This window comes from Escherichia sp. 94.0001 (assembly GCF_013369155.2).
Lineage (GTDB): Bacteria > Pseudomonadota > Gammaproteobacteria > Enterobacterales > Enterobacteriaceae > Escherichia > Escherichia coli_F.
In genome coordinates, this window is the sequence record NZ_JABWMS020000018.1 from 21,996 (window position 1) to 47,545 (window position 25,550).

Consider the following 25,550-nt stretch of genomic DNA (forward strand, 5'->3'; position numbering starts at 1 on the left):
GTTCTTACCTTAAATTTTCGACGAAAAACCACGTAAAAAACGTCGATTTTTCAAGATACAGCGTGAATTTTCAGGAAATGCGGTAAGCATCACATCACCACAATTCAGCAAATTGTGAACATCATCACGTTCATCTTTCCCTGGTTGCCAATGGCCCATTTTCCTGTCAGTAACGAGAAGGTCGCGAATTCAGGCGCTTTTTAGACTGGTCGTAATGAAATTCAGCAGGATCACATTATGACCTTTCGCAATTGTGTCGCCGTCGATCTCGGCGCATCCAGTGGGCGCGTGATGCTGGCGCGTTACGAGTGTGAATGCCGCAGCCTGACGCTGCGCGAAATCCATCGTTTTAACAATGGCCTGCATAGCCAGAACGGTTATGTCACCTGGGATGTGGATAGCCTGGAAAGTGCCATTCGCCTTGGATTAAACAAGGTGTGCGAGCAAGGGATTCGTATCGATAGCATTGGGATTGATACCTGGGGCGTGGACTTTGTGCTGCTCGACCTACAGGGTAAGCGTGTGGGTCTGCCCGTTGCTTATCGCGATAGCCGCACCCATGGTCTGATGACGCAGGCACAACAGCAACTCGGCAAACGCGATATTTATCAGCGTAGCGGCATACAATTTCTACCCTTCAATACGCTTTATCAGTTGCGTGCGCTGACGGAGCAACAACCTGAGCTTATTCCACACATTGCTCACGCTCTGCTGATGCCGGATTACTTCAGTTATCGCCTGACCGGCAAGATGAACTGGGAATATACCAACGCCACCACCACGCAACTGGTCAATATCAATAGCGACGACTGGGACGAAACGCTACTGGCGTGGAGCGGGGCCAACAAAGCCTGGTTTGGTCGCCCGACACATCCGGGTAATGTCATTGGTCACTGGATTTGCCCGCAAGGTAATGCAATTCCTGTCGTCGCCGTTGCCAGCCATGATACCGCCAGCGCGGTTATCGCCTCGCCGTTAAACGGTTCCCGCGCTGCGTATCTCTCTTCTGGCACCTGGTCATTGATGGGCTTCGAAAGCCAGACACCATTCACCAATGACACGGCGCTGGCAGCCAACATCACCAATGAAGGCGGGGCGGAAGGTCGCTATCGGGTGCTGAAAAATATTATGGGCTTATGGCTGCTTCAGCGGGTGCTTCAGGAGCGGAAAATCAACGATCTTCCGGCGCTTATCGCCGCGACACAGGCACTGCCGGCTTGCCGCTTCACCATCAATCCCAATGACGATCGCTTTATTAATCCTGACGAGATGTGCAGCGAAATTCAGGCTGCGTGTCGGGAAACGGCGCAACCAATCCCGGAAAGTGATGCTGAACTGGCGCGCTGTATTTTCGACAGTCTGGCGCTGCTGTATGCCGATGTGTTGCATGAGCTGGCGCAGCTGCGCGGTGAAGATTTCTCGCAACTGCATATTGTCGGCGGCGGCTGCCAGAACACGCTGCTCAATCAGCTATGTGCCGATGCCTGCGGTATTCGGGTGATTGCCGGGCCTGTTGAAGCCTCGACGCTCGGCAATATCGGCATCCAGTTAATGACGCTGGATGAACTCAACAATGTGGATGATTTCCGTCAGGTCGTCAGCACCACCGCGAATCTGACCACCTTTACCCCTAATCCTGACAGTGAAATTGCCCACTATGTGGCGCGGATTCACTCTACACGACAGACAAAGGAGCTTTGCGCATGACCACTCAACTGGAACAGGCCTGGGAGCTTGCGAAACAGCGTTTCGCGGCGGTGGGGATTGATGTCGAGGAGGCGCTGCGCCAACTTGATCGTTTACCCGTTTCAATGCACTGCTGGCAAGGCGATGATGTTTCCGGTTTTGAAAACCCGGAAGGTTCGCTGACCGGTGGGATTCAGGCTACTGGCAATTATCCGGGCAAAGCGCGTAATGCCAGCGAGCTACGTGCCGATCTGGAACAAGCTATGCGGCTGATTCCGGGTCCGAAACGGCTTAATTTACATGCCATCTATCTGGAATCAGATACGCCAGTCGCGCGCGACCAAATCAAACCAGAGCACTTCAAAAACTGGGTTGAATGGGCGAAAACCAATCAGCTCGGTCTGGATTTTAACCCCTCCTGTTTTTCGCATCCGCTAAGCGCCGATGGCTTTACGCTTTCCCATGCCGACGACAGCATTCGCCAGTTCTGGATTGATCACTGCAAAGCCAGCCGCCGTGTTTCAGCCTATTTTGGCGAGCAACTCGGCACACCGTCGGTGATGAACATCTGGATCCCGGATGGCATGAAAGATATCACCGTTGACCGTCTCGCCCCGCGCCAGCGTTTACTGGCAGCACTGGATGAAGTGATCAGCGAGAAGCTGGATCCTGCGCACCATATCGACGCCGTTGAGAGCAAATTGTTTGGTATTGGCGCGGAGAGCTACACGGTTGGCTCCAATGAGTTTTACATGGGGTATGCCACCAGCCGCCAGACGGCGCTGTGCCTGGATGCCGGACATTTCCACCCAACTGAAGTGATTTCCGACAAGATTTCCGCCGCCATGCTGTATGTGCCGCAGTTGCTGCTGCACGTCAGCCGTCCGGTTCGCTGGGACAGCGATCACGTAGTGCTACTGGATGATGAAACTCAGGCGATTGCCAGTGAGATTGTTCGTCACGATCTGTTCGACCGGGTACATATCGGTCTCGATTTCTTTGATGCCTCTATCAACCGCATTGCCGCATGGGTCATTGGTACGCGCAATATGAAAAAAGCCCTGCTACGTGCGTTGCTGGAACCTACCACTGAACTGCGCAAGCTGGAAGCAGCGGGCGATTACACCGCACGACTGGCACTGCTGGAAGAACAAAAATCGTTGCCGTGGCAGGCGGTGTGGGAAATGTATTGTCAGCGTCACGATACCCCAGCAGGTAGCGAATGGCTGGAGAGCGTGCGGGCTTATGAAAAAGAAATTTTGAGCCAGCGTGGGTAAACACTGCCGGATGCGGCGCGAGCGCCTTATCCGGCCTACGGGTCGTGCATCCGACAACACCGAATTTACAGGAACACAGAACATGCAAAACATTACCCAGTCCTGGTTTGTCCAGGGAATGATCAAAGCCACCACCGACGCCTGGCTGAAAGGCTGGGACGAGCGCAATGGTGGTAACCTGACGCTGCGCCTGGATGACGCCGATATCGCACCGTATCACGACAACTTTCATGCACAACCGCGCTATATCCCGCTCAGCCAGCCCATGCCTTTACTGGCAAATACACCGTTTATTGTCACCGGCTCCGGCAAATTCTTTCGTAACGTCCAGCTTGATCCTGCGGCTAACTTAGGTGTCGTAAAAGTCGACAGCGACGGCGCGGGCTACCACATTCTCTGGGGGCTAACTCACGAAGCCGTTCCAACCTCTGAACTTCCGGCTCACTTCCTTTCCCACTGCGAGCGCATTAAAGCCACCAACGGTAAAGATCGGGTGATCATGCACTGCCACGCCACCAACCTGATCGCCCTTACCTACGTACTGGAAAACGACACCGCGCTCTTCACTCGCCAGCTTTGGGAAGGCAGCACCGAGTGTCTGGTAGTGTTCCCGGATGGCGTCGGCATTTTGCCGTGGATGGTGCCCGGCACGGACGAAATCGGCCAGGCGACCGCACAGGAAATGCAAAAACATTCGCTGGTGTTGTGGCCCTTCCACGGCGTCTTCGGCAGCGGTCCGACACTGGATGAAACATTCGGTTTAATCGACACCGCAGAAAAATCAGCACAAGTATTAGTGAAGGTTTATTCGATGGGCGGCATGAAACAGACCATCAGTCGTGAAGAGCTGATAGCACTCGGCCAGCGTTTCGGCGTTACACCACTTGCCAGTGCGCTGGCGCTGTAAGGAGCAAATATGATCCGCAAAGCCTTTGTCATGCAGGTTAACCCCGACGCCCACGAAGAGTATCAGCGTCGGCATAATCCAATCTGGCCGGAACTGGAAGCAGTGTTGAAATCTCACGGTGCGCATAACTACGCCATTTACCTCGACAAAGCGCGTAATCTGCTGTTTGCCACGGTAGAGATTGAATCTGAAGAACGGTGGAATGCGGTAGCCAGTACTGATGTTTGCCAACGTTGGTGGAAGTATATGACCGACGTTATGCCAGCTAACCCGGATAACAGCCCAGTCAGTAGCGAGCTGCAAGAAGTGTTTTACCTACCTTAATGAGTTGCGGTGCCGGAAAATATCCAGCACCGCGCCTTCATCAGAAGAAGTATTTAAAGCGAACGCGTGCGCCGTAACGGTCATCAGTATCATCACCGTGTTTTTTATCACCGTCGCTATCCAGAATGGAGTAATAAGTACCAAGGTAAATATTAAAGTTCTCCATATCCATCACATTAGCGAACTGATAAGACGCATGAATGGTGTGAATGGTGTACGTCCCTTCATCATCAATCCAGCAGTCGTTATCACAAACTACACCGCTGAATTCATCAATCTTATTGTGCGCGTAGATATAACCCAGCTCGAAACGTTTCCACAGCGCGTTAATCCCGGCAGTGAAATCTTTCTCATTATTAGCATCTAAATAGGCGGTATTAAGATTAACCACGACGCCATTTTCCGGATCCGTTTTCAGGCCATTCCAGGTCATGCTCATACCATAGCCGGTACGATCGGACTGATCGACAAAATTACCCTTGCTATCGGTATAACCATAAGCATTATTTACTACGTTCGCTTCCATCGCTGCGGAAACGGTGAATTCTTCCGTCGGCGACCAGGCAATTACCGGACGCAGATAAGCAACATTTTTCTGCTGCTCCATATCGCGTCCATAATAATTACCGTCATTATATAAAGATGTTCCGTCTTCAAGTAACGTGTTTAATTCAAAATACCAGTTATCGAGTTGTTTGCTGACAAGGAAATTACCGCCAGCGTTAGAGCGCCCGCGGCCCTCTTTCATCATATAGATATAACCGCTGCCATCGTCATAAAGATCGTTCGCAGTATTACCGGAATGTTCAACAAAGGTATCCTGATTCAGCGGGAACATATCGTAGGCTTCAAAACGGCCTACTTTGACCTTCCAGTCGTTTTCTTTGCCAAAGAAGAATACCGCATCATCGATATTTACTGAACCGTGCATATCCCCCAGCGGTTGTGCGGAGAACCCGGCGAAATAACCATTATCCAGTTTTCGCATACCATCAAAACCTAACAGAATACGACCATTGAGATTCCACTGTTCATTAGTGGGATCACTATTCACATCAGCGTTGGTCATTGCCAGCAGGCCATGATTACTTTCTGCATCCATATTAAATTCTACGTCGCCGTAGATTTTTAAATCGCCATAACCTGAGAGCAAAAGATTAGGTGAGGTGGAATTTTTCTTTGCAGATTCCGCCGTTGCCTGTCCATTTACCGGCGTATTGCCCTGGGCAGCTTTAATTTCGCGGATCTCAGCGGCTTGTTGTGTCTGCAGCTGTTTAACCTGGCTCTCTGCTTTTGCTGCCCGCATTTCTGCCGCTTCCAGGCGTTCTTCCAGCAATGCCATGCGTTGTTCCAGCGTTAAATGCTGTGTTTTTGCCATTCCGGTACTACATGCCAATAATAAACCGATGGCTAAAGATAATGTCGATTTTTTCATTATTTACGTTCCCTGAAATAAAAGAGACCCTACGCTTTCCAAAAGGAATACGTATATAGAGAAATATAAGGTGTGCACTTTCGAATTTTTAATCCAACTTCAGCAGGCCGATGGATAGTATCCCGCTGCATAATATGAGTAAATCCGCTGATTTCCTGGAACGTGAGGAATATAACAATAGTGCCGTTTTTAACTAAATATCGTAAAAAATATTAGATATAATTCACGCTGACTCATAAGCCACAAATATAAATAACCTTGCTGCAAAATATGTGCGGCAGTTAAACATTCACAACATCATTAAATAATGATTTTTTATTCACTGCATTTATTTTTCCCATCAATATGTGCCTTACACCGCAAAATTTATCCTTCACTCTGCCTTATATTGTCACGACTTCACGACATATCCGCGCTCATCACAAAACCGCCCCGCCGTTACAATTAACTATAATATTTTTTCATGGAGTCCAATAATGGCAGCACTTACTGCAAGCTGTATTGACCTGAATATTCAGGGCAATGGCACTTATTCCGTTCTGAAGCAGTTGGCGACAATGGCGTTACAAAACGGTTTTATCACCGACTCACATCAATTCCTGCAAACCCTGCTGCTGCGCGAAAAAATACACTCCACCGGTTTTGGTTCTGGTGTCGCCGTGCCGCACGGTAAAAGCGCCTGTGTTAAACAACCGTTCGTATTATTCGCTCGCAAAGCGCAGGCCATTGACTGGAAAGCCAGCGATGGCGAAGACGTCAATTGCTGGATCTGCCTCGGCGTGCCGCAAAGTGGCGAAGAGGAACAGGTCAAAATCATCGGCACGCTGTGCCGCAAAATTATCCACCAGGATTTTATCGACCAACTGCGACAGGGCGACGCCGACCAGGTGCTTGCTTTGTTAAATCAAACCCTCAGCTCATAAGGACGTGGCGATGGAGTCATCCTTACGTATTGTCGCGATCACCAACTGCCCCGCCGGGATCGCTCACACCTACATGGTGGCGGAAGCCCTGGAACAGAAAGCCCGTTCTCTCGGCCATACCATTAAAGTGGAAACTCAAGGGTCAAGCGGCGTTGAAAACCGCTTATCCTGCGAAGAGATTGCCGCTGCCGATTACGTGATTCTCGCTACCGGGCGTGGCCTGAGCGGTGACGATCGCGCGCGGTTTGCCGGGAAAAAGGTGTATGAGATTGCCATCTCTCAGGCACTGAAAAATATCGACCAGATTTTCAGTGAATTGCCGACAAATTCGAAGCTTTTTGCCGCAGATAGCGGCGTGAAGCTCGGCAAACAGGAAGTACAAAGCGGCAGCGTGATGAGCCACCTGATGGCGGGCGTCTCTGCAGCGCTGCCGTTTGTCATCGGTGGCGGTATCCTGGTGGCGCTTGCCAACATGCTGGTGCAGTTCGGTTTGCCGTATACCGATATGTCGAAAGGTGCGCCGTCGTTTACCTGGGTGGTTGAATCCATCGGTTATCTCGGTTTCACCTTTATGATCCCCATCATGGGCGCTTATATTGCCTCGTCGATTGCCGATAAACCCGCTTTCGCTCCGGCGTTTCTGGTTTGTTATCTGGCGAACGACAAAGCCCTGCTCGGCACCCAGTCTGGCGCGGGCTTCCTCGGTGCGGTGGTGCTTGGGCTGGCGATTGGCTATTTCGTCTTCTGGTTCCGTAAAGTCCGTCTCGGCAAAGCGTTACAACCGCTGCTCGGTTCCATGCTTATCCCGTTCGTTACTCTGCTGGTTTTTGGCGTACTGACTTACTACGTTATCGGACCGGTGATGTCCGATCTCATGGGCGGGCTGCTGCACTTCCTGAACACCATTCCTCCATCAATGAAGTTTGCGGCGGCGTTTCTGGTCGGTGCGATGCTGGCGTTCGATATGGGCGGCCCCATCAACAAAACCGCCTGGTTCTTCTGCTTCTCACTGCTGGAAAAACACATTTACGACTGGTACGCCATCGTCGGCGTTGTCGCGCTGATGCCGCCTGTCGCGGCGGGTCTTGCGACGTTCATTGCGCCCAAACTGTTTACTCAACAGGAAAAAGAAGCCGCCAGTAGTGCCATTGTGGTCGGTGCCACAGTCGCAACCGAACCGGCTATTCCTTACGCTCTGGCCGCTCCGTTACCGATGATTACCGCCAACACGCTGGCGGGCGGTATTACCGGCGTGCTGGTGATCGCTTTCGGAATCAAACGGCTGGCACCGGGTTTGGGTATCTTTGACCCGCTGATCGGCCTGATGTCGCCGGTAGGTTCATTTTATCTGGTGCTGGCGATTGGCCTCGCGCTGAACATTTCATTCATTATCGTCCTGAAAGGATTATGGTTACGCCGCAAAGCCAAAGCTGCGCAACAGGAGCTTGTCCATGAACATTGAGTTACTGCAACAGTTGTGCGAAGCCAGCGCCGTCAGCGGCGATGAACAGGAAGTTCGCGACATTCTGATGAACACGCTGGAACCCTGCGTGAATGAGATCACCTTCGATGGTCTGGGCAGCTTTGTTGCCCGTAAGGGGAATAAAGGGCCGAAAGTTGCCGTTGTCGGGCATATGGATGAAGTCGGCTTTATGGTCACCCACATCGACGAGAGCGGTTTTCTGCGTTTTACCACCATTGGCGGCTGGTGGAATCAGTCGATGCTCAACCACCGGGTAACCATACGCACACACAAGGGAGTGAAAATCCCTGGTGTAATTGGCTCCGTCGCGCCACATGCGTTAACCGAAAAGCAAAAGCAACAACCGCTGTCATTTGATGAGATGTTCATTGATATTGGCGCAAACAGTCGCGAAGAAGCGGAAAAACGTGGCGTGGAAATTGGCGATTTTATTAGCCCGGAAGCCAATTTTGCCTGCTGGGGCGAAGATAAAGTGGTCGGCAAGGCGTTGGATAACCGCATCGGCTGCGCAATGATGGCTGAGCTATTGCAGACGGTGAATAACCCCGAAATTACGCTGTATGGCGTTGGCAGTGTGGAAGAAGAAGTTGGGCTACGCGGGGCGCAAACCTCGGCTGAACACATTAAACCGGATGTGGTGATCGTGCTGGATACCGCTGTCGCGGGCGATATTCCAGGCATTGATAACATTAAATATCCGCTGAAACTGGGCAACGGGCCGGGGCTGATGCTGTTTGACAAGCGCTACTTCCCCAACCAGAAACTGGTAGCAGCGTTAAAAAGCTGTGCCACGCAGAATGATTTACCGCTGCAATTTTCCACTATGAAAACCGGTGCGACGGATGGCGGGCGCTACAACGTGATGGGCGGCGGACGTCCGGTTGTCGCGCTGTGCCTGCCAACGCGTTATCTGCACGCTAACAGCGGCATGATTTCAAAAGCCGATTACGATGCTCTGCTCACGTTGATAAGGGATTTTCTGACCACCTTAACCGCGGAGAAAGTCAACGCGTTTAGCCAGTTCCGTCAGGTGGATTAATGCTAAACGAACGCCAGTTAAAGATTGTCGATCTGCTGGAGCAACAGCCACGCACGCCTGGCGAGCTGGCGCAACAGACTGGCGTTTCTGGCAGGACCATCCTGCGTGATATTGACTATCTCAACTTTACCCTTAACGGCAAAGCCCGCATTTCCGCCAGTGGCAACGCGGGCTATCAGCTGGAAATCTTCGAGCGCCGCAGCTTTTTTCAGTTGCTGCAAAAGCACGATAACGACGATCGGCTGCTGGCGCTGTTATTACTGAATACCTTCACTCCCCGTGCGCAACTCGCCTCGACGCTTAATTTGCCAGAAACCTGGGTAGCAGAGCGCCTGCCCCGCCTGAAACAGCGCTATGAACGCAGTTTTTGTCTCGCCAGTCGCCCTGGTTTGGGCCATTTCATTGATGAGACAGAAGAGAAACGCATTATTTTGCTGGCGAATCTTTTACGCAAAGATCCGTTTTTAATTCCGCTGTCGGGAGTAACACGAGACAATTTTCAACAATTAACCACCGCCTGCGAAAAGCAACGTCGCTGGCCGCTGATGCAAGGCGACTATCTCTCAAGCCTGATTCTGGCTATTTACGCGTTGCGTAATCAGCTTACTGACACATGGCCTGAATATCCCGGTAGCGAGATAAAACAGATTGTTGAATATAGCGGCCTGTTTCTTGGTGATAACGCTGTAAGAACGTTGACGGGGTTGATAGAAAAACAGCATCAACAGGCGCAGGTTATTTGTGTCGATAATGTGCTGGCATTGCTGCAAAGGGTACCGGGCATTGCGTCATTGAATATTATTGATACGCAACTGGTTGAGAATATTACCGGGCATTTATTACGTTGCCTTGCCGCGCCGGTGTGGATTGGTGAGCACCGCCAAAGCAGCATGAATAACCTGAAAGCCGCCTGGCCTGCGGCCTTTGATATGAGTCTGCACTTTATTACGCTACTGCGTGAACAACTCGATATTCCCCTTTTCGACAGCGATCTGATTGGTTTGTATTTTGCCTGTGCGCTGGAACGGCATCAAAACGAACGCCAGCCGATCATTTTGCTCTCTGATCAGAACGCGATTGCCACTATTAATCAGCTCGCCATTGAGCGCGATGTCCTGAATTGTCGGGTGATTATTGCCCGCAGCGTAAGCGAACTGGTTGCCATTCGCGAAGAGATTGAGCCGTTATTGATCATTAATAACAGCCATTATTTACTGGATGACGCGGTCAATAATTGCATCATCGTAAAAAATATCATTACGGCTGCCGGTATCGAACAAATAAAACATTTTCTGGCGACGGCATTTATTCGCCAGCAACCGGAGCGTTTTTTTTCTGCCCCCGGAAGTTTTCATTATTCGAATGTACGTGGTGAAAGCTGGCAACATATTACCCGGCAAATATGTGCGCAATTAGTGACGCAACACCACATTACCGCCGATGAAGCACAACGGATCATCGCCCGCGAAAGCGAAGGCGAAAACCTGATTGTTAATCGTCTCGCCATCCCACATTGCTGGAGCGAACAGGAACGACGTTTTCGTGGATTTTTTATTACCCTCGCCCAACCGGTTGAGGTGAATAACGAAGTCATTAACCATGTGCTGATCGCCTGTGCCGCCGCCGATGCGCGTCATGAGCTAAAAATATTTAGCTATCTTGCCAGCGTATTGTGCCAGCATCCGGCAGAGGTTATTGCCGGGTTAACAGGATATGAGGCATTTATGGAGTTACTTCACAAGGGGTGAACTGTGTCGGATGCGCCGCATCCGACACTGCATTTATCACCAAAATCAAAAACGTTTAACGCAGGCGATTATAGTCATCGACCATTTCGTTGTACTCGCGTAACGCTCGCGGAAATGAGTCGTCGACCATCCAGCTGGTGTTTGCATCCTGAAGTTGCTCTTTATCCCAGTCAGAGTACGGAACTTTATCTCTGACGCGGCGAACATATTTTTTAGCCTCGAGTTGATACTGGTCTGCCGAATTAATGAACGAGAAATTCATACCGCCTTTATCCGCTTCTTTGGCCTGCGCCACCAGCGTTTCCAGTTCAGAGACTTTCTTCATTGCCGCATCAACATCAAACTTCTCTTGCGAAATCAGGTTATTAATTTGTTTCGCTGAAATCATGACTGCCAGAGAGTAGTAGTGGAATGTTTTCCCTTCTCTTTGTTCAATATTTTTCAGTTCCGCAAGCTGGCGCTTATCGTTAATTTCCTGAATCGCCGCATGATAAGATTCTGCTACAGGTTCAAAGGCTTCAAGATTTTTTAAGAATGTCTGGTGCAGCGTTTTTCCTTTGGCAAACGCATCGTCTTTATAATTTTCCTGGGTGTAATATTTATCCATTTCGTTAATGGTATTACCCAACGCCACGGCAGCATCGATATAACTCACCGCCACGCCATCAATAGGTTGCAGCGCAGGCGTTAACGCCACAGCACTTTTTACGCCTTTTTCACACTCAGCGAGGTTGGATTCACTAATACCGTAGATACCATAAACAGTACGCTCTTCACCGGTAGGGCCCTGTTTAAAATCTTTCAGCCAGTCAGCATAACGCGCCAGACTGCTCTGTACAGGGATCTGTAACTTGTTGTAGCACTTGATATAGACATCCATTTTTTCGTCGAAAACCGCTTGTTCATCGACCACCGGTTGAGCAGGCGTTTCAGGTTTAGCTTCTGCTTTTGCAACGGGAGCTTCAGTAGGTTTCGCTTCAGGAGCTAGTGCGGCAGGTTGACTATTGGCAGGCGGGGGCGTTTCTGTTTCGGTTTTTTTATCATCACAACCCGTGATACCGAGAGCCATGATGGCGGCTATAATAGCGGAAGATAATAAATTCCTTTTCATTTAATTGCCTTATAAATATATAGATAAGAGAGTAAACATAATAAAGGAAAAAAGAAAATGCCACTACACGCGTTTTGTTTATAAATAAAACGATAAAATTCACGAAATGAATAAGTCCTGCAATTTAATATATATCGCAGGACTTATTTTAATTAATTACTCAAACGCTGCGGATGGGTATAAACCGTTGCCCGACCCGGTTTACAAAAGCCCACCAGCGTCAAATTACAACGCTCAGCCACTTCTACAGCAAGTGTGGTCGCGGCAGACACCGCAAACAAAATCTCTACGCCACACATCGCCGACTTTTGCACCATTTCATAACTGGCACGACTGGAAACCAGCACCGCACCTTGCTGCCAGCTTTCCCCTTCTTGTGACCGGCGGCCTAACAGTTTATCCAGCGCCACATGGCGACCCACGTCTTCATGCCCGCCTACCAGTTCGCCAGATGGCAACATCCAGGCAGCGGCGTGAGTACAACCAGTCAGTTGCCCCACTGGCTGGAAATCATTGAGATGGCGTAATGCATCATCCAGTTTGTTGAGATCAAATGTCTGAGTGAACGGCAGCGGCTGCACCGGTTTACCGATGTCATTAAGTTGCTCCACGCCGCACACACCACATCCCGTACGTCCCGCCAGTGCCCGACGACGCTCCTTCAACCCCATAAAGCGGCGGCTGGAAAGCTCAATTTGCACTTCCAGACCATTACAGGAAGGAACGACATCCATACCGAAGATATCGCGCGGACTTTCGATAATCCCCTCGGAAAGCGAAAAACCGAGCGCAAAGTATTCAAGGTCTTTGGGCGACGCCATCATCACCACATGCGAAATGCCGTTGTAGACCAGCGCAACGGGAACCTCTTCCGCCACCTCATCTAACCGTGGGTGTTGTAAATCGTCACGCCGCCATAACTCAATTTGACGAACACCTGTGACATTTGTCACATTTTTGATTTCTTTTTGCTGTGTTTTTTTCACTTTCTATTAACCGGATAAGAACACACACACCAACATTATGGTATTCTGTTACAAACCCTTCCTGGATGGAGGGAAATTGAGCCAATTCTGGACCTTTGCGGCCCCTTCCGCAAAGAAAAATAACTCCCACTCCCTGCACACGCAGCAAGCGAATGTAAATGGGACGTGACAATGTCGAAACAAGGAGCAATCCATGCAGGTCAGCAGAAGGCAGTTCTTTAAGATCTGCGCTGGCGGTATGGCAGGCACCACGGCAGCGGCACTGGGTTTTGCACCCAGCGTAGCACTCGCGGAAACCCGGCAGTATAAACTGCTGCGCACCCGCGAAACCCGTAATACCTGCACCTATTGTTCCGTAGGCTGTGGGCTGTTGATGTACAGCCTCGGTGACGGAGCAAAAAACGCCAAAGCATCTATCTTCCATATCGAAGGTGACCCGGATCACCCGGTCAACCGCGGTGCACTTTGTCCGAAAGGCGCTGGCCTGGTGGATTTCATCCACTCCGAAAGCCGTCTGAAGTTTCCGGAATACCGTGCGCCAGGTTCTGATAAATGGCAGCAAATCAGTTGGGAAGAGGCGTTTGATCGCATTGCCAAACTGATGAAAGAAGACCGCGATGCTAACTACATTGCGCAAAACGCCGAAGGCGTGACTGTTAACCGCTGGCTCTCCACCGGGATGCTGTGTGCTTCCGCGTCGAGTAACGAAACCGGCTATTTAACGCAAAAATTCTCCCGCGCGCTGGGTATGCTCGCGGTCGACAACCAGGCGCGTGTCTGACACGGACCAACGGTAGCAAGTCTTGCTCCAACATTTGGTCGCGGTGCGATGACCAACCACTGGGTCGACATCAAGAACGCCAACCTCGTCGTGGTGATGGGCGGTAACGCCGCTGAAGCACACCCGGTCGGGTTCCGCTGGGCGATGGAAGCCAAAATTCACAACGGCGCGAAGCTGATTGTGATCGATCCTCGCTTTACGCGTACGGCGGCGGTGGCTGACTACTATGCCCCTATTCGTTCCGGTACTGACATTGCTTTCCTGTCAGGCGTATTGCTGTACCTGCTGAACAATGAAAAATTCAACCGCGAATACACCGAAGCCTATACCAACGCCAGCCTGATCGTGCGTGAGGATTACGGCTTTGAAGATGGCCTGTTCACCGGCTACGACGCGGAAAAACGCAAGTACGATAAATCCAGCTGGACCTACGAGCTGGACGAAAACGGCTTCGCCAAACGCGATACCACGCTGCAACATCCGCGCTGCGTGTGGAACTTGCTGAAACAGCACGTTTCCCGTTATACGCCAGATGTGGTTGAAAACATCTGTGGTACGCCGAAAGACGCGTTCCTGAAAGTCTGCGAATACATCGCCGAAACCAGTGCTCACGATAAAACTGCCTCGTTCCTTTACGCGCTCGGCTGGACGCAACACTCCGTTGGTGCGCAAAACATTCGAACGATGGCGATGATCCAGCTGCTGCTCGGCAATATGGGGATGGCAGGCGGCGGCGTTAACGCCCTGCGCGGTCACTCCAACATTCAGGGGCTGACGGACCTGGGGCTGCTGTCGCAGAGCCTGCCAGGTTACATGACGCTGCCAAGCGAGAAGCAGACCGATCTGCAAACCTACCTTGCCGCCAATACGCCGAAACCGCTGCTGGAAGGCCAGGTTAACTACTGGGGCAATTACCCGAAATTCTTCGTCTCCATGATGAAGGCCTTCTTTGGTGATAAAGCGACGGCAGAAAACAGCTGGGGCTTTGACTGGTTGCCGAAGTGGGATAAAGGCTACGACGTCCTGCAATACTTCGAGATGATGAAAGAGGGCAAGGTCAATGGCTATATCTGCCAGGGCTTTAACCCTGTTGCCTCATTCCCGAACAAAAACAAAGTGATCGGTTGTCTGTCGAAACTGAAGTTCCTCGTCACTATCGACCCGCTGAACACTGAAACCTCTAACTTCTGGCAGAACCACGGTGAGCTGAACGAAGTGGACTCGTCGAAGATCCAGACCGAAGTGTTCCGTCTGCCATCGACCTGCTTCGCGGAAGAGAACGGTTCAATCGTTAACTCCGGTCGCTGGTTGCAGTGGCACTGGAAAGGTGCGGACGCCCCGGGGATTGCGCTGACTGATGGCGAGATCCTCTCCGGTATCTTCCTGCGCTTGCGCAAGATGTACGCCGAACAGGGTGGCGCGAACCCGGACCAGGTGCTGAACATGACCTGGAACTACGCCATCCCGCATGAGCCGAAGTCGGAAGAAGTGGCGATGGAGAGCAACGGTAAGGCGCTGGCCGATATTACCGATCCGGCAACCGGGGCGGTTATCGTCAAGAAAGGCCAACAACTCAGCTCGTTCGCTCAACTGCGCGATGACGGCACCACCTCCTGTGGCTGCTGGATTTTCGCCGGTAGCTGGACGCCGGAAGGCAACCAGATGGCGCGCCGTGATAACGCCGATCCGTCTGGCCTCGGTAACACGCTGGGCTGGGCATGGGCATGGCCGCTTAACCGCCGCATTCTGTATAACCGCGCCTCCGCAGATCCGCAGGGTAACCCGTGGGATCCGAAGCGTCAGTTGCTGAAATGGGACGGCACCAAATGGACCGGCTGGGATATTCCGGACTACAGCGCAGCGCCTCCGGGCAGTGGCGTCGGGCCGTTTATCATGCAGCAGGAAGGCATGGGGCGTCTGTTTGCCCTCGATAAGATGGCGGAAGGTCCGTTCCCGGAACACTACGAGCCGTTTGAAACGCCGCTGGGAACTAACCCACTGCATCCAAACGTTATCTCGAACCCGGCTGCGCGAATCTTTAAAGACGATGCCGAAGCATTGGGTAAAGCCGATAAGTTCCCGTATGTCGGAACCACCTATCGTCTGACCGAGCACTTCCACTACTGGACCAAACACGCGCTGTTGAATGCGATTTTGCAGCCAGAGCAGTTTGTGGAAATCGGGGAGTCGCTGGCGAATAAACTTGGCATTGCCCAGGGCGATACCGTGAAAGTCTCCTCCAACCGTGGCTATATCAAAGCCAAAGCGGTGGTGACCAAACGTATTCGCACGCTGAAAGCGAACGGCAAAGATATCGATACCATCGGTATTCCGATTCACTGGGGCTATGAAGGTGTTGCGAAAAAAGGCTTTATTGCCAACACGTTAACGCCATTCGTCGGTGATGCGAACACGCAGACGCCGGAGTTTAAGTCCTTCCTTGTGAATGTGGAAAAGGTGTAACGGAGACGACATATGGCTTATCAATCTCAAGATATCATTCGTCGTTCCGCGACTAACGGTCTGACCCCCGCGCCTCAGGCGCGGGACTTCCAGGAAGAAGTGGCGAAACTCATCGACGTCACCACCTGTATCGGCTGTAAAGCCTGTCAGGTGGCGTGTTCAGAGTGGAACGACATTCGCGATACCGTCGGCAATAACATTGGGGTGTACGACAACCCCAATGATTTAAGCGCCAAATCGTGGACGGTGATGCGCTTCTCGGAAGTGGAGCAGAACGACAAACTGGAATGGCTGATCCGTAAAGACGGCTGTATGCACTGTTCCGATCCAGGCTGCCTGAAAGCGTGTCCGGCGGAAGGGGCAATTATTCAGTATGCCAACGGTATCGTCGACTTCCAGTCCGAGCAGTGCATTGGTTGCGGTTATTGCATTGCGGGCTGTCCGTTCGACATTCCGCGCCTCAACCCGGAAGACAACCGCGTTTATAAATGTACGCTGTGCGTTGACCGCGTGGTGGTTGGGCAAGAACCGGCCTGCGTGAAGACCTGCCCAACGGGCGCGATTCACTTCGGTACGAAAGAGTCGATGAAAACGCTGGCGAGCGAGCGCGTGGCGGAGCTGAAAACTCGCGGTTACGACAATGCGGGTCTGTACGATCCGGCAGGCGTGGGTGGTACACACGTTATGTACGTGCTGCACCATGCTGACAAGCCAAATCTGTATCATGGCTTGCCGGAGAACCCGGAAATCAGCGAAACCGTGAAATTCTGGAAAGGCATCTGGAAACCGCTCGCAGCTGTTGGCTTTGCGGCTACCTTCGCAGCCAGTATCTTCCACTACGTGGGTGTCGGTCCGAACCGTGCGGATGAGGAAGAGAATAATCTGCACGAAGAGAAAGACGAGGAGCGCAAATGAAACGACGTGACACCATCGTGCGCTACACCGCGCCGGAACGTATCAACCACTGGATCACCGCCTTCTGCTTCATCCTGGCGGCGGTGAGCGGGCTGGGCTTTTTGTTCCCTTCCTTCAACTGGTTGATGCAAATCATGGGCACACCGCAGCTGGCGCGCATTCTGCACCCGTTTGTCGGCGTGGTTATGTTTGCCTCGTTCATCATCATGTTTTTCCGTTACTGGCATCACAACCTAATCAATCGGGATGATATCTTTTGGGCGAAGAATATTCGTAAGATCGTCGTCAACGAGGAAGTAGGTGATACCGGGCGTTATAACTTCGGTCAGAAATGCGTTTTCTGGGCGGCGATTATTTTCCTGGTTCTGCTGCTGGTGAGCGGCGTGATTATCTGGCGTCCTTATTTTGCGCCTGCTTTCTCAATCCCGGTGATCCGATTCGCGTTAATGCTGCATTCATTTGCCGCAGTGGCGTTAATTGTGGTTATCATGGTGCATATCTACGCCGCCCTTTGGGTGAAAGGCACGATTACCGCCATGGTGGAAGGATGGGTTACTAGCGCATGGGCGAAGAAACATCACCCACGCTGGTACCGTGAGGTCCGCAAGACAACGGAAAAGAAAGCTGAATGAGTATTCGCATAATCCCGCAAGATGAGCTGGGTTCGAGCGAGAAACGTACGGCGGATATGATTCCGCCGTTATTGTTCCCTCGGCTCAAAAATTTATACAACCGCCGCGCCGAGCGTCTGCGCGAGCTGGCAGAAAATAATCCGCTGGGTGATTACCTGCGTTTTGCTGCGCTTATCGCCCACGCCCAGGAAGTGGTGCTGTACGACCATCCGCTGGAGATGGATCTGACCGCGCGCATTAAAGAAGCCAGCGCACAGGGCAAGCCACCGCTGGATATTCACGTTTTGCCGCGTGATAAGCACTGGCAAAAGCTGCTGATGGCAATGATTGCTGAGCTGAAACCTGAAATGAGCGGCCCCGCGCTGGCAGTGATTGAGAATCTGGAGAAGGCATCAAGCCAGGAGCTGGAAGATATGGCCAGCGCGCTGTTCGCCTCTGATTTCTCGTCCGTCAGCAGCGATAAAGCGCCGTTTATCTGGGCCGCACTGTCGCTCTACTGGGCGCAGATGGCCAATCTGATCCCCGGCAAAGCCCGCGCTGAATATGGCGAACAACGTCAATATTGCCCGGTTTGTGGTTCTATGCCGGTGTCCAGCATGGTGCAAATTGGCACCACTCAGGGGCTGCGTTATCTGCACTGCAACCTGTGTGAAACCGAATGGCACGTAGTGCGCGTAAAATGCAGCAATTGTGAACAGAGCGGCAAACTGCATTACTGGTCGCTGGATGACGAACAGGCCGCGATTAAAGCCGAAAGCTGCGATGACTGCGGCACTTACCTGAAGATTCTTTATCAGGAAAAAGAGCCGAAAGTTGAAGCCGTGGCAGATGACCTCGCCTCTCTGGTACTGGATGCGCGAATGGAGCAAGAAGGCTACGCCCGCAGTTCCATCAACCCGTTCCTGTTTCCGGGTGAAGGGGAGTAATCTCTGACGTTTTCCGGGTGGCGCTGGTCGCCCGGATTACAGTTCATAGGGTATGACGACACCATCTCTCGTATTCCGCGTTACCCATTCAAGACTATGCTGTTAGTGCCTGTTTGGCCTCATTCTTCCCGCCAACACATCGATAAGGTTATTGGTATGTCACTGATGACAAGCGTAAGATTGCCTGATGCGCTGCGCTTATCAGGCCTACCAATAAACTGCAATATGTTGAATTTGCACGACTTTGTGGGCAGGATAAGGCGTTCACGCCGCATCCGGCATGAACAACTCGCACGTTGTCAGCAATCTGATTGATATCATTTTTTCCCATTACCATTCCTCGCGCAGCTTACGCTGGTATTCGACACCATCTTCCTCACATCCTTTCCAGATGCCAAAAGCACTGGTTCTTGCTGTTTGCGATTGATTTACCTGGTATTGGTCTACCGCTTCCCGTAATAGTTCCGCACGAGGAAGATTACACTGCACCTCAAGATCATCAAGTTGCTTAATCACCTCATTCGATAAATCGAGTAAAATTCTGCCCATATCCATACCTGCCAGAGAGTTCATAAATATCTCGCCAATATCATTTTGAATCTATGGAGAGAAAAGTACCTTTGTCGAATGCTTAAAGAAAGTGCATTTACGTATCACTTTTATTTTTGCGAGGCGTTTTCCAGATATGATGTAACAGTTGCAATTATTAGAAGTTCAAGTAAAACAACCTTGTATTAATACCAGAATAAGGGGATCTGGTTTTTTATATTCAAGAATAAAAAATTTTTTGTCATTCCTTATGCTCCTTACACTGATCATCGACACCCACTGTCTCCCCCTTTTGCCTGCCTCCCTTTGCTTTACGCACCGGGAATTGCTGACGTTCCAGATATTGCTCTACCGCTTCGCGTAAAATTGCAGATCGTGAAACCTTACGCCAGCCCCTAAGCTTGTTCAGCCGTTTAATTGCCTCTTCTGATAAATGAAGAAAAACCGTATTCATCGTCATTGCCACCACCTAACATATATTACTCATTAATGTATGTGCGAAAATTACGCCGAAAAATCATTTAAAAAAAGCGGATTTTTGCATGCTGTTTTGTTTTTGCGAGACGTTTTCCAGAAATAATAAGAACGTTGCAGTTGTTTCATTTGTTAATCAAAAATGGTTTGGTTATCGCCCAGGATGAGATATGGGTGCTATAAATATATTATATTCAGGGATATTTATTTTTTGATTGGGTCTTCATTTGCATAATCTGAATGGTGTACCCGAAAAACGTCAGCATCCTAACAGCACCAGGATTTAAGGTGAAATTTAACATCCATCACAGACCGGTCAATGCTGCCGCCAACCGGTCTTTACTTGCTCGTCGTTATAATTTTGTGGGTAACAGTTCGGGAAACAAGGAATTCCTTCCGGAACACCCCGGTATCATCCGATAGCATTGACGTCAATCATCAGCGCGACGGTGAGTTTTTTTAATCGAATCATAGGATGGTAACGTTAAGCACGATTACGGGTCATAGTAAAACTCCTGAGCAGGCGGCACTATGCCGCTTTCACAGGAGTTCTGAATACTGGTGCTTTCTGTATGGCATAACCATGCCCCTCGCGGCTAAGTGCCTGCACACTTCTCTCTTTATATGTCATTTTTGCAATGCATTGGCCGAATTCTGGTAATTCAAATGAGTTTTACTCTTCAGACTCCCATCCCTACGGTATACGAGTTAGATTCATGAATGAAATCGACATTTTTAAAAAACGAATCTTGTAAAACATCCGTGTTGATATTACCTTGCAAACCAACATTGAATTTGTTAGAGACATGAAGAATTCGAATATCAAACAGGTCTTTTAACATCATTAATTCTTCAGCTGTTAATGACTCGCAACTAAAATATCCCTGTTGATCAAAAAGGTTTTCAATTTCTCCACCATAGGCGAGGCGTTTGTCAATGAGTGTTTGCAACATCGAGTTGCCAAGGACAATGGATATCGTGCGATCTTTCGCAGATTTACACCCCATCACAACGGCAACATTCGTATCCCCCTCAGGGGGTTCATTTAACGCTGTTGCTAAAATGGTGGTCAAACACGCAAACGGTACTGTATTTCTTTCGTGGTTTAACTTATCTACCAATTCATTCCATTTATCAAAAACCGGCCGATATTTTGTTTGTACAGAATTACCCATGTGGTTAAATAATCCAGCCATACGATTTTTTATCATCTCGATATCCGGAGAGTCAGAAATACTTTTCGCATAATACGGGCCTGATGATGTTGCATACATTAAAGCAGCGCCCACACCTGTCACCATGATAGGTGCAACCACGGTTTTGGCAAAGGCGACGCTGCGATGGCTATGCGCTTCACAGTCTAAAGGAATATATTCCACTGGCTGCGGTAAATCCTGGCATGCCTCCCTCATCATTGCGGTATGTTTTACAAACAACGGTTTTTCATTGCCAAAAAAAACTTTCTGCTTAATTGCGCTAAGAAAACGTAAATCAAAAATGATTGTTTTTGGTTTATTATTTTTTGGCACATTTCCTATTATCCCGCTAAGAACCTTCCTTGCTGCATGGAGATTTTTTTGCACAGCACATAACACAATTGACGAAGCCTTCTCTACTTCGTTATTGATTTTAATTTTAAAATCTGCATGATATACGTTGACGGGCAATGTAAGTATATCTGGACTTACATCTTTGGCTGAGTATTTATTGGTGATCGACGGTCGTGAATCCACGAGAAAACTTAGCCGCAAATTATGCTCTATATTACCAGCTGTTTTTGTGTTGTGATTAAACATAGAGATGCCACCTCTCATTCTTTCACACATATCCTCAACTTTTTCACTTCGTTCTTGTGACGACTTTGCTTTAACGTTAATTTGATGATTTTTACCGGTGCATTCCTTTACTACAAGAGGAACGTTATCTAAAGTGCCATATAGGCTAATAACGTCACCAGGCTTTTTATCATGTAAGTAAGTTTGATTAATACTCGAGGCATTCACAAAGAGGTCAATATTATAACTGTTTATAACTTCACCTACATCAAATGTGTAGTGCTTACTCTGGAGGCTGCCATCCTTATTTAATTGTATATCAATCAATATATCCCCTGACTTTGTCACCATATCTTTGCCATAAACCATTTGCATAGCCATTTCGAGGAGGTTTTTATCTAACTGATTGCGGGCGTTGAGTAAGCGACTACCAAATAATTTATATACTGTTCCCGTCATTGCCAGCGCTGCGCTTTCTGGTACTTTGCGTTTCCACAGTGAGGTTTCTCTATTTTTGAACAGGTCATATTCATTATTACTCGACAACCCGAGTTTCAGTTCGTTAACACAATCGCACAGTTGCTCCTCACCTTCCATTTTAAGGCAAAGTGAAAAATGATTTAATAGCGTTTGCTTCGGTGATTCATTACTCGTTAGTTGTTTTTCTAAATTAACAATAGAATAACTTTCTTGTTTAATGAGATTAATATTGGCAACCATTACAGCCTCCTTCCCACGGTTTAAGAGCAAACATGCAACATAATTATTTATAACATCCAGAGCAGTAAATGAATGATACTGACAATGATGCCAGTCCATTATCTTTGCATAATGTTTGTTAGCTATAGATTTTAAAAATATTTATGAGAAAAGTATGGCACCAGAGGGGGTTTTGGCTATCAAAAATCGCTCAAACCTGAAGTAAGATGATGAATTAAGCATTATCGGCGATAATTGCCACTCACCTCTACAAATAATATTTAAATGCTCCTGAACAGTGATGTAGCAAGACACGTATGGTGCCAACGAAGAATAAAAATTTATAGCGTTCTTATTCAATATAACCGGAATAGTCAGGGGCTGATGTAAATGACCTGAATGAGTGAGAGAGGCTACACCGCCCCTCTCCATCAGCTACTCTTCTTCGTTCCCGCCCTCTTCATACGGGCCAAATGGCTTCGCGGGCAGAACGATATACGTGCCTTCAAACACTGCACCCGGCGTCTCGTCGCCAAAGATTTCGACCTGCATTTGTACCCGCGCTTTGCGCCCGCGCGCCAGACGGTCGAGATCGCCACTTAAGGCACCGAGGTCGGCTACCGCATGGGGTTTACCGCTAATCGGCTTGCTGTAGCGGATATGCGCATCGGCCAGAATAATCGTTCCGCCGAGGTGGCGTTCGCGCAGCATCAGCCAGATAAGCCCCCAACCGGTAAGCGTTGCCAGTGAAAATAAACTCCCGGCAAACAACGTATGATGCGGGTTCTGATTGCCGGTTTCCGGCATGGTGGTGATAAATTTTTGCCCGGTATATTGCTGAATGCGCACGCCCATTTTTTCGCTTAGCGGGATATGTTCGTACCACGCCTGTTGCAGCTGCGCGCACCAGTCGCCGCGATGCAGAATGTCATCCAGAGTGGCGACAGGTTTTATCATCAAAAAATGGCGAATCGGCGTGGTGGTTGGCGTGGTGATTTCTCCCTGATTAACAAACCCCAGCTTGGCGAAAAACTCCACCGCGTCTTCGCGGGCGCTACAGGTCACGCGCTTAACACCTTCCTGACGCGCCACCGACTCCAGGGTCATGGCCATCAGCGTTCCTAACCCTTTGTCCTGCACGTCGGGATGAACGGCCATAAAGCGAATGGACGCTTCATTGTCGGCATTAATATACAGTCGGCCTACCGCCACCAGATTACCCTGCTCGTCGACGACCATCTGGTGATGCGCCATCGCATCCCACGCGTCGCGTTCCGAACCTTTCGGTTGATGCAGGGGCTTACGCAACATTTCCCAGCGAAACTGATAGTAACGCTCTAATTCTTCTTCTGTTTGTGGAACCCGAAGGTGATACATAGCGATACTCTCTCTTGTTTCCCGTGACAACCCTGGAAGCTGGCTCATACCTGCAACCAGAATGTCACGGGGCCATCATTGACCAGCGATACCTGCATATCCGCAGCGAAGCGTCCTGTTTGCGTGTTCATCTCTTGCTGACGGCAGCGTTCGACGAAATAGTCATATAACGCCTCTGCGCGATCCGGTGATGCGCCTTTGGAGAAACTTGGGCGCATCCCCCGTTCGGTATCTGCGGCGAGGGTAAACTGGGAAACCACCAGCACACTGCCGCCCGCCTGTTGCACGTTGAGATTCATCTTGCCATCGGCATCGCTGAAGATGCGATAGCCAAGCACGCGCTCGCACAGACGGTTTGCTTTCTGTTCGTCGTCATCCTTTTCGACACCCAATAACACCAAAAGTCCCGCGCCAATTTCGCCCGTCACTTCTCCCTCCACGGTGACGCTGGCACGGGTTACGCGTTGAATTAATGCAATCATGGTTCGTCGTCTTCTTCTTGTTCAGCTGCTTGTTTTAGTTTGCGGTATTCCCCGAGAGTGACAGTAATTTCCGCGCCAAGCAAGACGATACACCATGTCCAGTAGACCCAGACAAAGAGAATGGGGATCACCGCCAGCACGCCGTAAATGAGCTGGTATGACGGGAACATGGTGATATAAAGCGCGAAACCTTTCTTTCCTGCTTCGAACAGGAGTGCGGCGACAAACGCGCCGACAATCGCGTCGCGATTAGGTACGCGGATAGTTGGAACAATGCTGTACAGCAACCAGAAGGAGATCCACGACAACAGCAACGGAAAAATACGCAGCACATTGTCGATGACAGTATTGAGATCGCTCGCCCAGCGCAGGGAGAGCAAATAGGAACTGATCGCCAGACTGGCCCCTGCCAGCAGCGGCCCCAGCGTTAAAATCATCCAGTACACGGCAAACGAGTAAATTTTTGGTCGCGCTCGTTTACTGCGCCAGATGGTATTCAATGCGCTATCGATGGAGTACATCAGCAATAATGCTGTGACGATCAGCCCACACGCCCCAACGGCGGTCATCTTGTTGGAATTGGCAACAAATTGTTCGATGTATCGCTGAATAACATCGCCAGTTGCGGGCAGAAAGTTGGCAAAAATGAAGTGACGCAACTGAATACTGACGTCCGAAAACATGGGAAAAGCGGCGAAAAGCGCAAAAACAACGGCAACCAGCGGCACTAATGAGAGCAACGACACATAGGCAAGATTACCTGCCAGGGTTGTCATATTGTCCTCATCAATGCGTTGCCAGAGTAGTTTTAGCCAGGCCCATAGCGGACGGGTACGGTGCCTGGCTTTGTCCTGAATGTTTTTTAGCATAACACCTTCGCGAAATAGTCCGGGATGGTGGTTTTATCTTTCACCAGAATGCTGGTAATGCCTAGCTGATTAGCTCCTTCTATATTATCGGCGTTATCGTCGAAAAAGACCGTATCGCTGGGTGAAAAACCTTCCGCCTGCAAAACATGCTGGTAAATTCGTGCTTCAGGTTTGCGCATCCCCAGATCTTGCGACAGATAGATATGGTCAGCAGCATCACGAATTTCCGGGTATTCCTCCGGCCAGAAGGTGGTATGTAGGCGGTTAGTATTGGAAAGCACCACCACACGATGACCCTGCTCACGCAGTTTATGCATGATGGCGATCACTTCCGGGCGCAGCGCGACAAACACCGCCTGCCAGCCGTGGGAAAACTGCTCATAGCTTAGCGGTAGAGCCATCTCATGACACAGCGCCTCTGCGAACGCTTCGTCGCTAATTTCCCCGCGCTCATGCTGATGAAACGCCTCGCCCATGTGGAAACTCTTCTTAAGCGTAGCCAGGGGAACACGCGTTAAATCGCTCCAGGCTCCCAGCACACGGTTAAAGTCGATATCGACAATCACATTACCTAAATCAAAGATATAGAGCATTTTTGCCTCCTTTCGCGCCACAAGAAATTAACTGTAGCGGGAAAGGATGGGTTTGGCTATGTGGTCAGGTATGAAGCAAGGTCAACGGTCACAAAA

Annotated in this window: 22 protein-coding genes and 1 pseudogene; 12 read left to right on the plus strand and 11 right to left on the minus strand. The window is 50.0% G+C overall.

Translation table 11 applies throughout. The features are described from left to right. The first annotated feature begins 237 nt into the window (after nt 1-237). The 4 genes from rhaB to rhaM all read left to right on the plus strand — a co-directional run bounded on the left by rhaB (nt 238) and on the right by rhaM (nt 4,194). Complete coding sequence (gene rhaB, locus HEN33_RS11255) at nt 238-1,707, plus strand: rhamnulokinase (RefSeq protein WP_088542130.1); 1,470 nt, start codon at nt 238-240, stop codon at nt 1,705-1,707. After that, nucleotides 1,704-2,963 (plus strand): L-rhamnose isomerase, encoded by a 1,260-nt coding sequence (gene rhaA, locus HEN33_RS11260; RefSeq protein WP_088542131.1) that lies wholly within the window; start codon nt 1,704-1,706, stop codon nt 2,961-2,963. Before rhaB ends, rhaA begins: the two co-directional genes overlap by 4 nt. Nucleotides 2,964-3,045: 82 nt before the next feature. Further along, complete coding sequence (gene rhaD / locus HEN33_RS11265) at nt 3,046-3,870, plus strand: rhamnulose-1-phosphate aldolase (RefSeq protein WP_032304219.1); 825 nt, start codon at nt 3,046-3,048, stop codon at nt 3,868-3,870. 9 nt (nt 3,871-3,879) lie between these two features. After that, the gene (rhaM, locus tag HEN33_RS11270; RefSeq protein ID WP_000619503.1) at nt 3,880-4,194 is read left to right on the plus strand and encodes an L-rhamnose mutarotase; all 315 of its coding nucleotides are present in this window, start codon (nt 3,880-3,882) and stop codon (nt 4,192-4,194) included. Nucleotides 4,195-4,234: 40 nt separating this feature from the next. On the opposite strand, the gene HEN33_RS11275 is transcribed toward rhaM, so the two are convergent. After that, nucleotides 4,235-5,629, minus strand: a complete 1,395-nt coding sequence (locus HEN33_RS11275) for a carbohydrate porin (protein ID WP_176263518.1) — start codon at nt 5,627-5,629, stop codon at nt 4,235-4,237. A 476-nt stretch (nt 5,630-6,105) separates the two neighbouring features. Here HEN33_RS11275 and HEN33_RS11280 point away from each other — a divergent pair, with 476 nt between their 5' ends. The 4 genes from HEN33_RS11280 to HEN33_RS11295 are packed head-to-tail and all read left to right on the plus strand — an operon-like array spanning nt 6,106 to nt 10,822. Next, nucleotides 6,106-6,552: a PTS fructose transporter subunit IIA gene (locus HEN33_RS11280; RefSeq protein ID WP_176263519.1), complete on the plus strand. Its 447-nt coding sequence runs from the start codon at nt 6,106-6,108 to the stop codon at nt 6,550-6,552. A gap of 10 nt (nt 6,553-6,562) precedes the next feature. Next, a complete protein-coding gene (locus tag HEN33_RS11285) occupies nt 6,563-8,014 on the plus strand; it encodes a PTS fructose-like transporter subunit IIBC (RefSeq protein ID WP_176263520.1) in 1,452 nt (483 codons plus the stop codon). Beyond that, on the plus strand, nt 8,004-9,074 hold the full coding sequence (locus HEN33_RS11290; RefSeq protein ID WP_176263521.1) for an aminopeptidase: 1,071 nt from the start codon (nt 8,004-8,006) through the stop codon (nt 9,072-9,074). The genes HEN33_RS11285 and HEN33_RS11290 overlap by 11 nt, the downstream gene beginning before the upstream one ends. Further along, complete coding sequence (locus tag HEN33_RS11295; RefSeq protein ID WP_176263522.1) at nt 9,074-10,822, plus strand: putative frv operon regulatory protein; 1,749 nt, start codon at nt 9,074-9,076, stop codon at nt 10,820-10,822. Before HEN33_RS11290 ends, HEN33_RS11295 begins: the two co-directional genes overlap by 1 nt. Before the next feature lie 55 nt (nt 10,823-10,877). Here the strand turns inward: HEN33_RS11295 and HEN33_RS11300 are convergent, their stop codons facing one another. Beyond that, a complete protein-coding gene (locus HEN33_RS11300) occupies nt 10,878-11,933 on the minus strand; it encodes a YiiG family protein (protein ID WP_176263523.1) in 1,056 nt (351 codons plus the stop codon). A gap of 152 nt (nt 11,934-12,085) precedes the next feature. Then, complete coding sequence (gene fdhD, locus HEN33_RS11305) at nt 12,086-12,919, minus strand: formate dehydrogenase accessory sulfurtransferase FdhD (RefSeq protein WP_000753612.1); 834 nt, start codon at nt 12,917-12,919, stop codon at nt 12,086-12,088. 193 nt (nt 12,920-13,112) lie between these two features. On the opposite strand from fdhD, the gene fdnG reads away from it, so the two are divergent. Genes fdnG through fdhE form a run of 4 tightly spaced genes read left to right on the plus strand, consistent with a single transcriptional unit; the run spans nt 13,113 to nt 18,636 of the window. Then, nucleotides 13,113-16,163, plus strand: a complete 3,051-nt coding sequence (fdnG, locus tag HEN33_RS11310; protein WP_015953878.1) for a formate dehydrogenase-N subunit alpha — start codon at nt 13,113-13,115, stop codon at nt 16,161-16,163. 12 nt (nt 16,164-16,175) lie between these two features. Further along, the gene (fdoH, locus tag HEN33_RS11315) at nt 16,176-17,078 is read left to right on the plus strand and encodes a formate dehydrogenase O subunit beta (protein ID WP_000331377.1); all 903 of its coding nucleotides are present in this window, start codon (nt 16,176-16,178) and stop codon (nt 17,076-17,078) included. Next, on the plus strand, nt 17,075-17,710 hold the full coding sequence (gene fdoI, locus HEN33_RS11320; RefSeq protein WP_000829013.1) for a formate dehydrogenase cytochrome b556 subunit: 636 nt from the start codon (nt 17,075-17,077) through the stop codon (nt 17,708-17,710). The genes fdoH and fdoI overlap by 4 nt, the downstream gene beginning before the upstream one ends. Continuing rightward, nucleotides 17,707-18,636, plus strand: coding sequence for a formate dehydrogenase accessory protein FdhE (gene fdhE / locus HEN33_RS11325; protein ID WP_000027715.1), 930 nt, complete (start codon nt 17,707-17,709; stop codon nt 18,634-18,636). Before fdoI ends, fdhE begins: the two co-directional genes overlap by 4 nt. A gap of 330 nt (nt 18,637-18,966) precedes the next feature. Here the strand turns inward: fdhE and yiiF are convergent, their stop codons facing one another. From yiiF to yihX, 8 genes and pseudogenes are all read right to left on the minus strand, one after another. Then, complete coding sequence (gene yiiF / locus HEN33_RS11330; RefSeq protein ID WP_176262982.1) at nt 18,967-19,209, minus strand: protein YiiF; 243 nt, start codon at nt 19,207-19,209, stop codon at nt 18,967-18,969. A gap of 217 nt (nt 19,210-19,426) precedes the next feature. Continuing rightward, a complete protein-coding gene (locus tag HEN33_RS11335; protein WP_000178566.1) occupies nt 19,427-19,645 on the minus strand; it encodes a ribbon-helix-helix domain-containing protein in 219 nt (72 codons plus the stop codon). A 694-nt stretch (nt 19,646-20,339) separates the two neighbouring features. After that, on the minus strand, nt 20,340-21,254 hold the full coding sequence (locus HEN33_RS26330; protein WP_342367202.1) for a transposase: 915 nt from the start codon (nt 21,252-21,254) through the stop codon (nt 20,340-20,342). Nucleotides 21,255-21,266: 12 nt separating this feature from the next. Continuing rightward, nucleotides 21,267-22,154, minus strand: a pseudogene (locus HEN33_RS26955) (hypothetical protein); the annotation flags it as partial. A 414-nt stretch (nt 22,155-22,568) separates the two neighbouring features. Further along, nucleotides 22,569-23,510, minus strand: coding sequence for a fatty acid biosynthesis protein FabY (gene fabY, locus HEN33_RS11345; protein WP_001297068.1), 942 nt, complete (start codon nt 23,508-23,510; stop codon nt 22,569-22,571). A 44-nt stretch (nt 23,511-23,554) separates the two neighbouring features. Beyond that, nucleotides 23,555-23,992 carry a D-aminoacyl-tRNA deacylase gene (gene dtd, locus HEN33_RS11350; protein ID WP_000560978.1) on the minus strand — a complete coding sequence of 146 codons (438 nt, stop codon included), beginning with the start codon at nt 23,990-23,992 and terminating at the stop codon, nt 23,555-23,557. Next, complete coding sequence (locus HEN33_RS11355) at nt 23,989-24,861, minus strand: virulence factor BrkB family protein (protein WP_032185608.1); 873 nt, start codon at nt 24,859-24,861, stop codon at nt 23,989-23,991. The genes dtd and HEN33_RS11355 overlap by 4 nt, the downstream gene beginning before the upstream one ends. Continuing rightward, the gene (gene yihX, locus HEN33_RS11360; RefSeq protein ID WP_001315111.1) at nt 24,855-25,454 is read right to left on the minus strand and encodes a glucose-1-phosphatase; all 600 of its coding nucleotides are present in this window, start codon (nt 25,452-25,454) and stop codon (nt 24,855-24,857) included. Before yihX ends, HEN33_RS11355 begins: the two co-directional genes overlap by 7 nt. Nucleotides 25,455-25,550: the final 96 nt, after the last annotated feature.

Excerpts from the sequence above, each read along its gene's own strand:
- rhaB (WP_088542130.1), top strand. The coding sequence starts at position 238 with ATGACCTTTCGCAATTGTGTCGCCGTCGATCTCGGCGCATCCAGTGGG.
- rhaA (WP_088542131.1), top strand. The coding sequence starts at position 1,704 with ATGACCACTCAACTGGAACAGGCCTGGGAGCTTGCGAAACAGCGTTTC.
- rhaD (WP_032304219.1), top strand. The coding sequence starts at position 3,046 with ATGCAAAACATTACCCAGTCCTGGTTTGTCCAGGGAATGATCAAAGCC.
- rhaM (WP_000619503.1), top strand. The coding sequence starts at position 3,880 with ATGATCCGCAAAGCCTTTGTCATGCAGGTTAACCCCGACGCCCACGAA.
- HEN33_RS11275 (WP_176263518.1), bottom strand. The coding sequence starts at position 5,629 with ATGAAAAAATCGACATTATCTTTAGCCATCGGTTTATTATTGGCATGT.
- HEN33_RS11280 (WP_176263519.1), top strand. The coding sequence starts at position 6,106 with ATGGCAGCACTTACTGCAAGCTGTATTGACCTGAATATTCAGGGCAAT.
- HEN33_RS11285 (WP_176263520.1), top strand. The coding sequence starts at position 6,563 with ATGGAGTCATCCTTACGTATTGTCGCGATCACCAACTGCCCCGCCGGG.
- HEN33_RS11290 (WP_176263521.1), top strand. The coding sequence starts at position 8,004 with ATGAACATTGAGTTACTGCAACAGTTGTGCGAAGCCAGCGCCGTCAGC.
- HEN33_RS11295 (WP_176263522.1), top strand. The coding sequence starts at position 9,074 with ATGCTAAACGAACGCCAGTTAAAGATTGTCGATCTGCTGGAGCAACAG.
- HEN33_RS11300 (WP_176263523.1), bottom strand. The coding sequence starts at position 11,933 with ATGAAAAGGAATTTATTATCTTCCGCTATTATAGCCGCCATCATGGCT.
- fdoH (WP_000331377.1), top strand. The coding sequence starts at position 16,176 with ATGGCTTATCAATCTCAAGATATCATTCGTCGTTCCGCGACTAACGGT.
- fdoI (WP_000829013.1), top strand. The coding sequence starts at position 17,075 with ATGAAACGACGTGACACCATCGTGCGCTACACCGCGCCGGAACGTATC.
- fdhE (WP_000027715.1), top strand. The coding sequence starts at position 17,707 with ATGAGTATTCGCATAATCCCGCAAGATGAGCTGGGTTCGAGCGAGAAA.
- yiiF (WP_176262982.1), bottom strand. The coding sequence starts at position 19,209 with ATGAACTCTCTGGCAGGTATGGATATGGGCAGAATTTTACTCGATTTA.
- HEN33_RS11335 (WP_000178566.1), bottom strand. The coding sequence starts at position 19,645 with ATGACGATGAATACGGTTTTTCTTCATTTATCAGAAGAGGCAATTAAA.
- fabY (WP_001297068.1), bottom strand. The coding sequence starts at position 23,510 with ATGTATCACCTTCGGGTTCCACAAACAGAAGAAGAATTAGAGCGTTAC.
- dtd (WP_000560978.1), bottom strand. The coding sequence starts at position 23,992 with ATGATTGCATTAATTCAACGCGTAACCCGTGCCAGCGTCACCGTGGAG.
- HEN33_RS11355 (WP_032185608.1), bottom strand. The coding sequence starts at position 24,861 with ATGCTAAAAAACATTCAGGACAAAGCCAGGCACCGTACCCGTCCGCTA.
- yihX (WP_001315111.1), bottom strand. The coding sequence starts at position 25,454 with ATGCTCTATATCTTTGATTTAGGTAATGTGATTGTCGATATCGACTTT.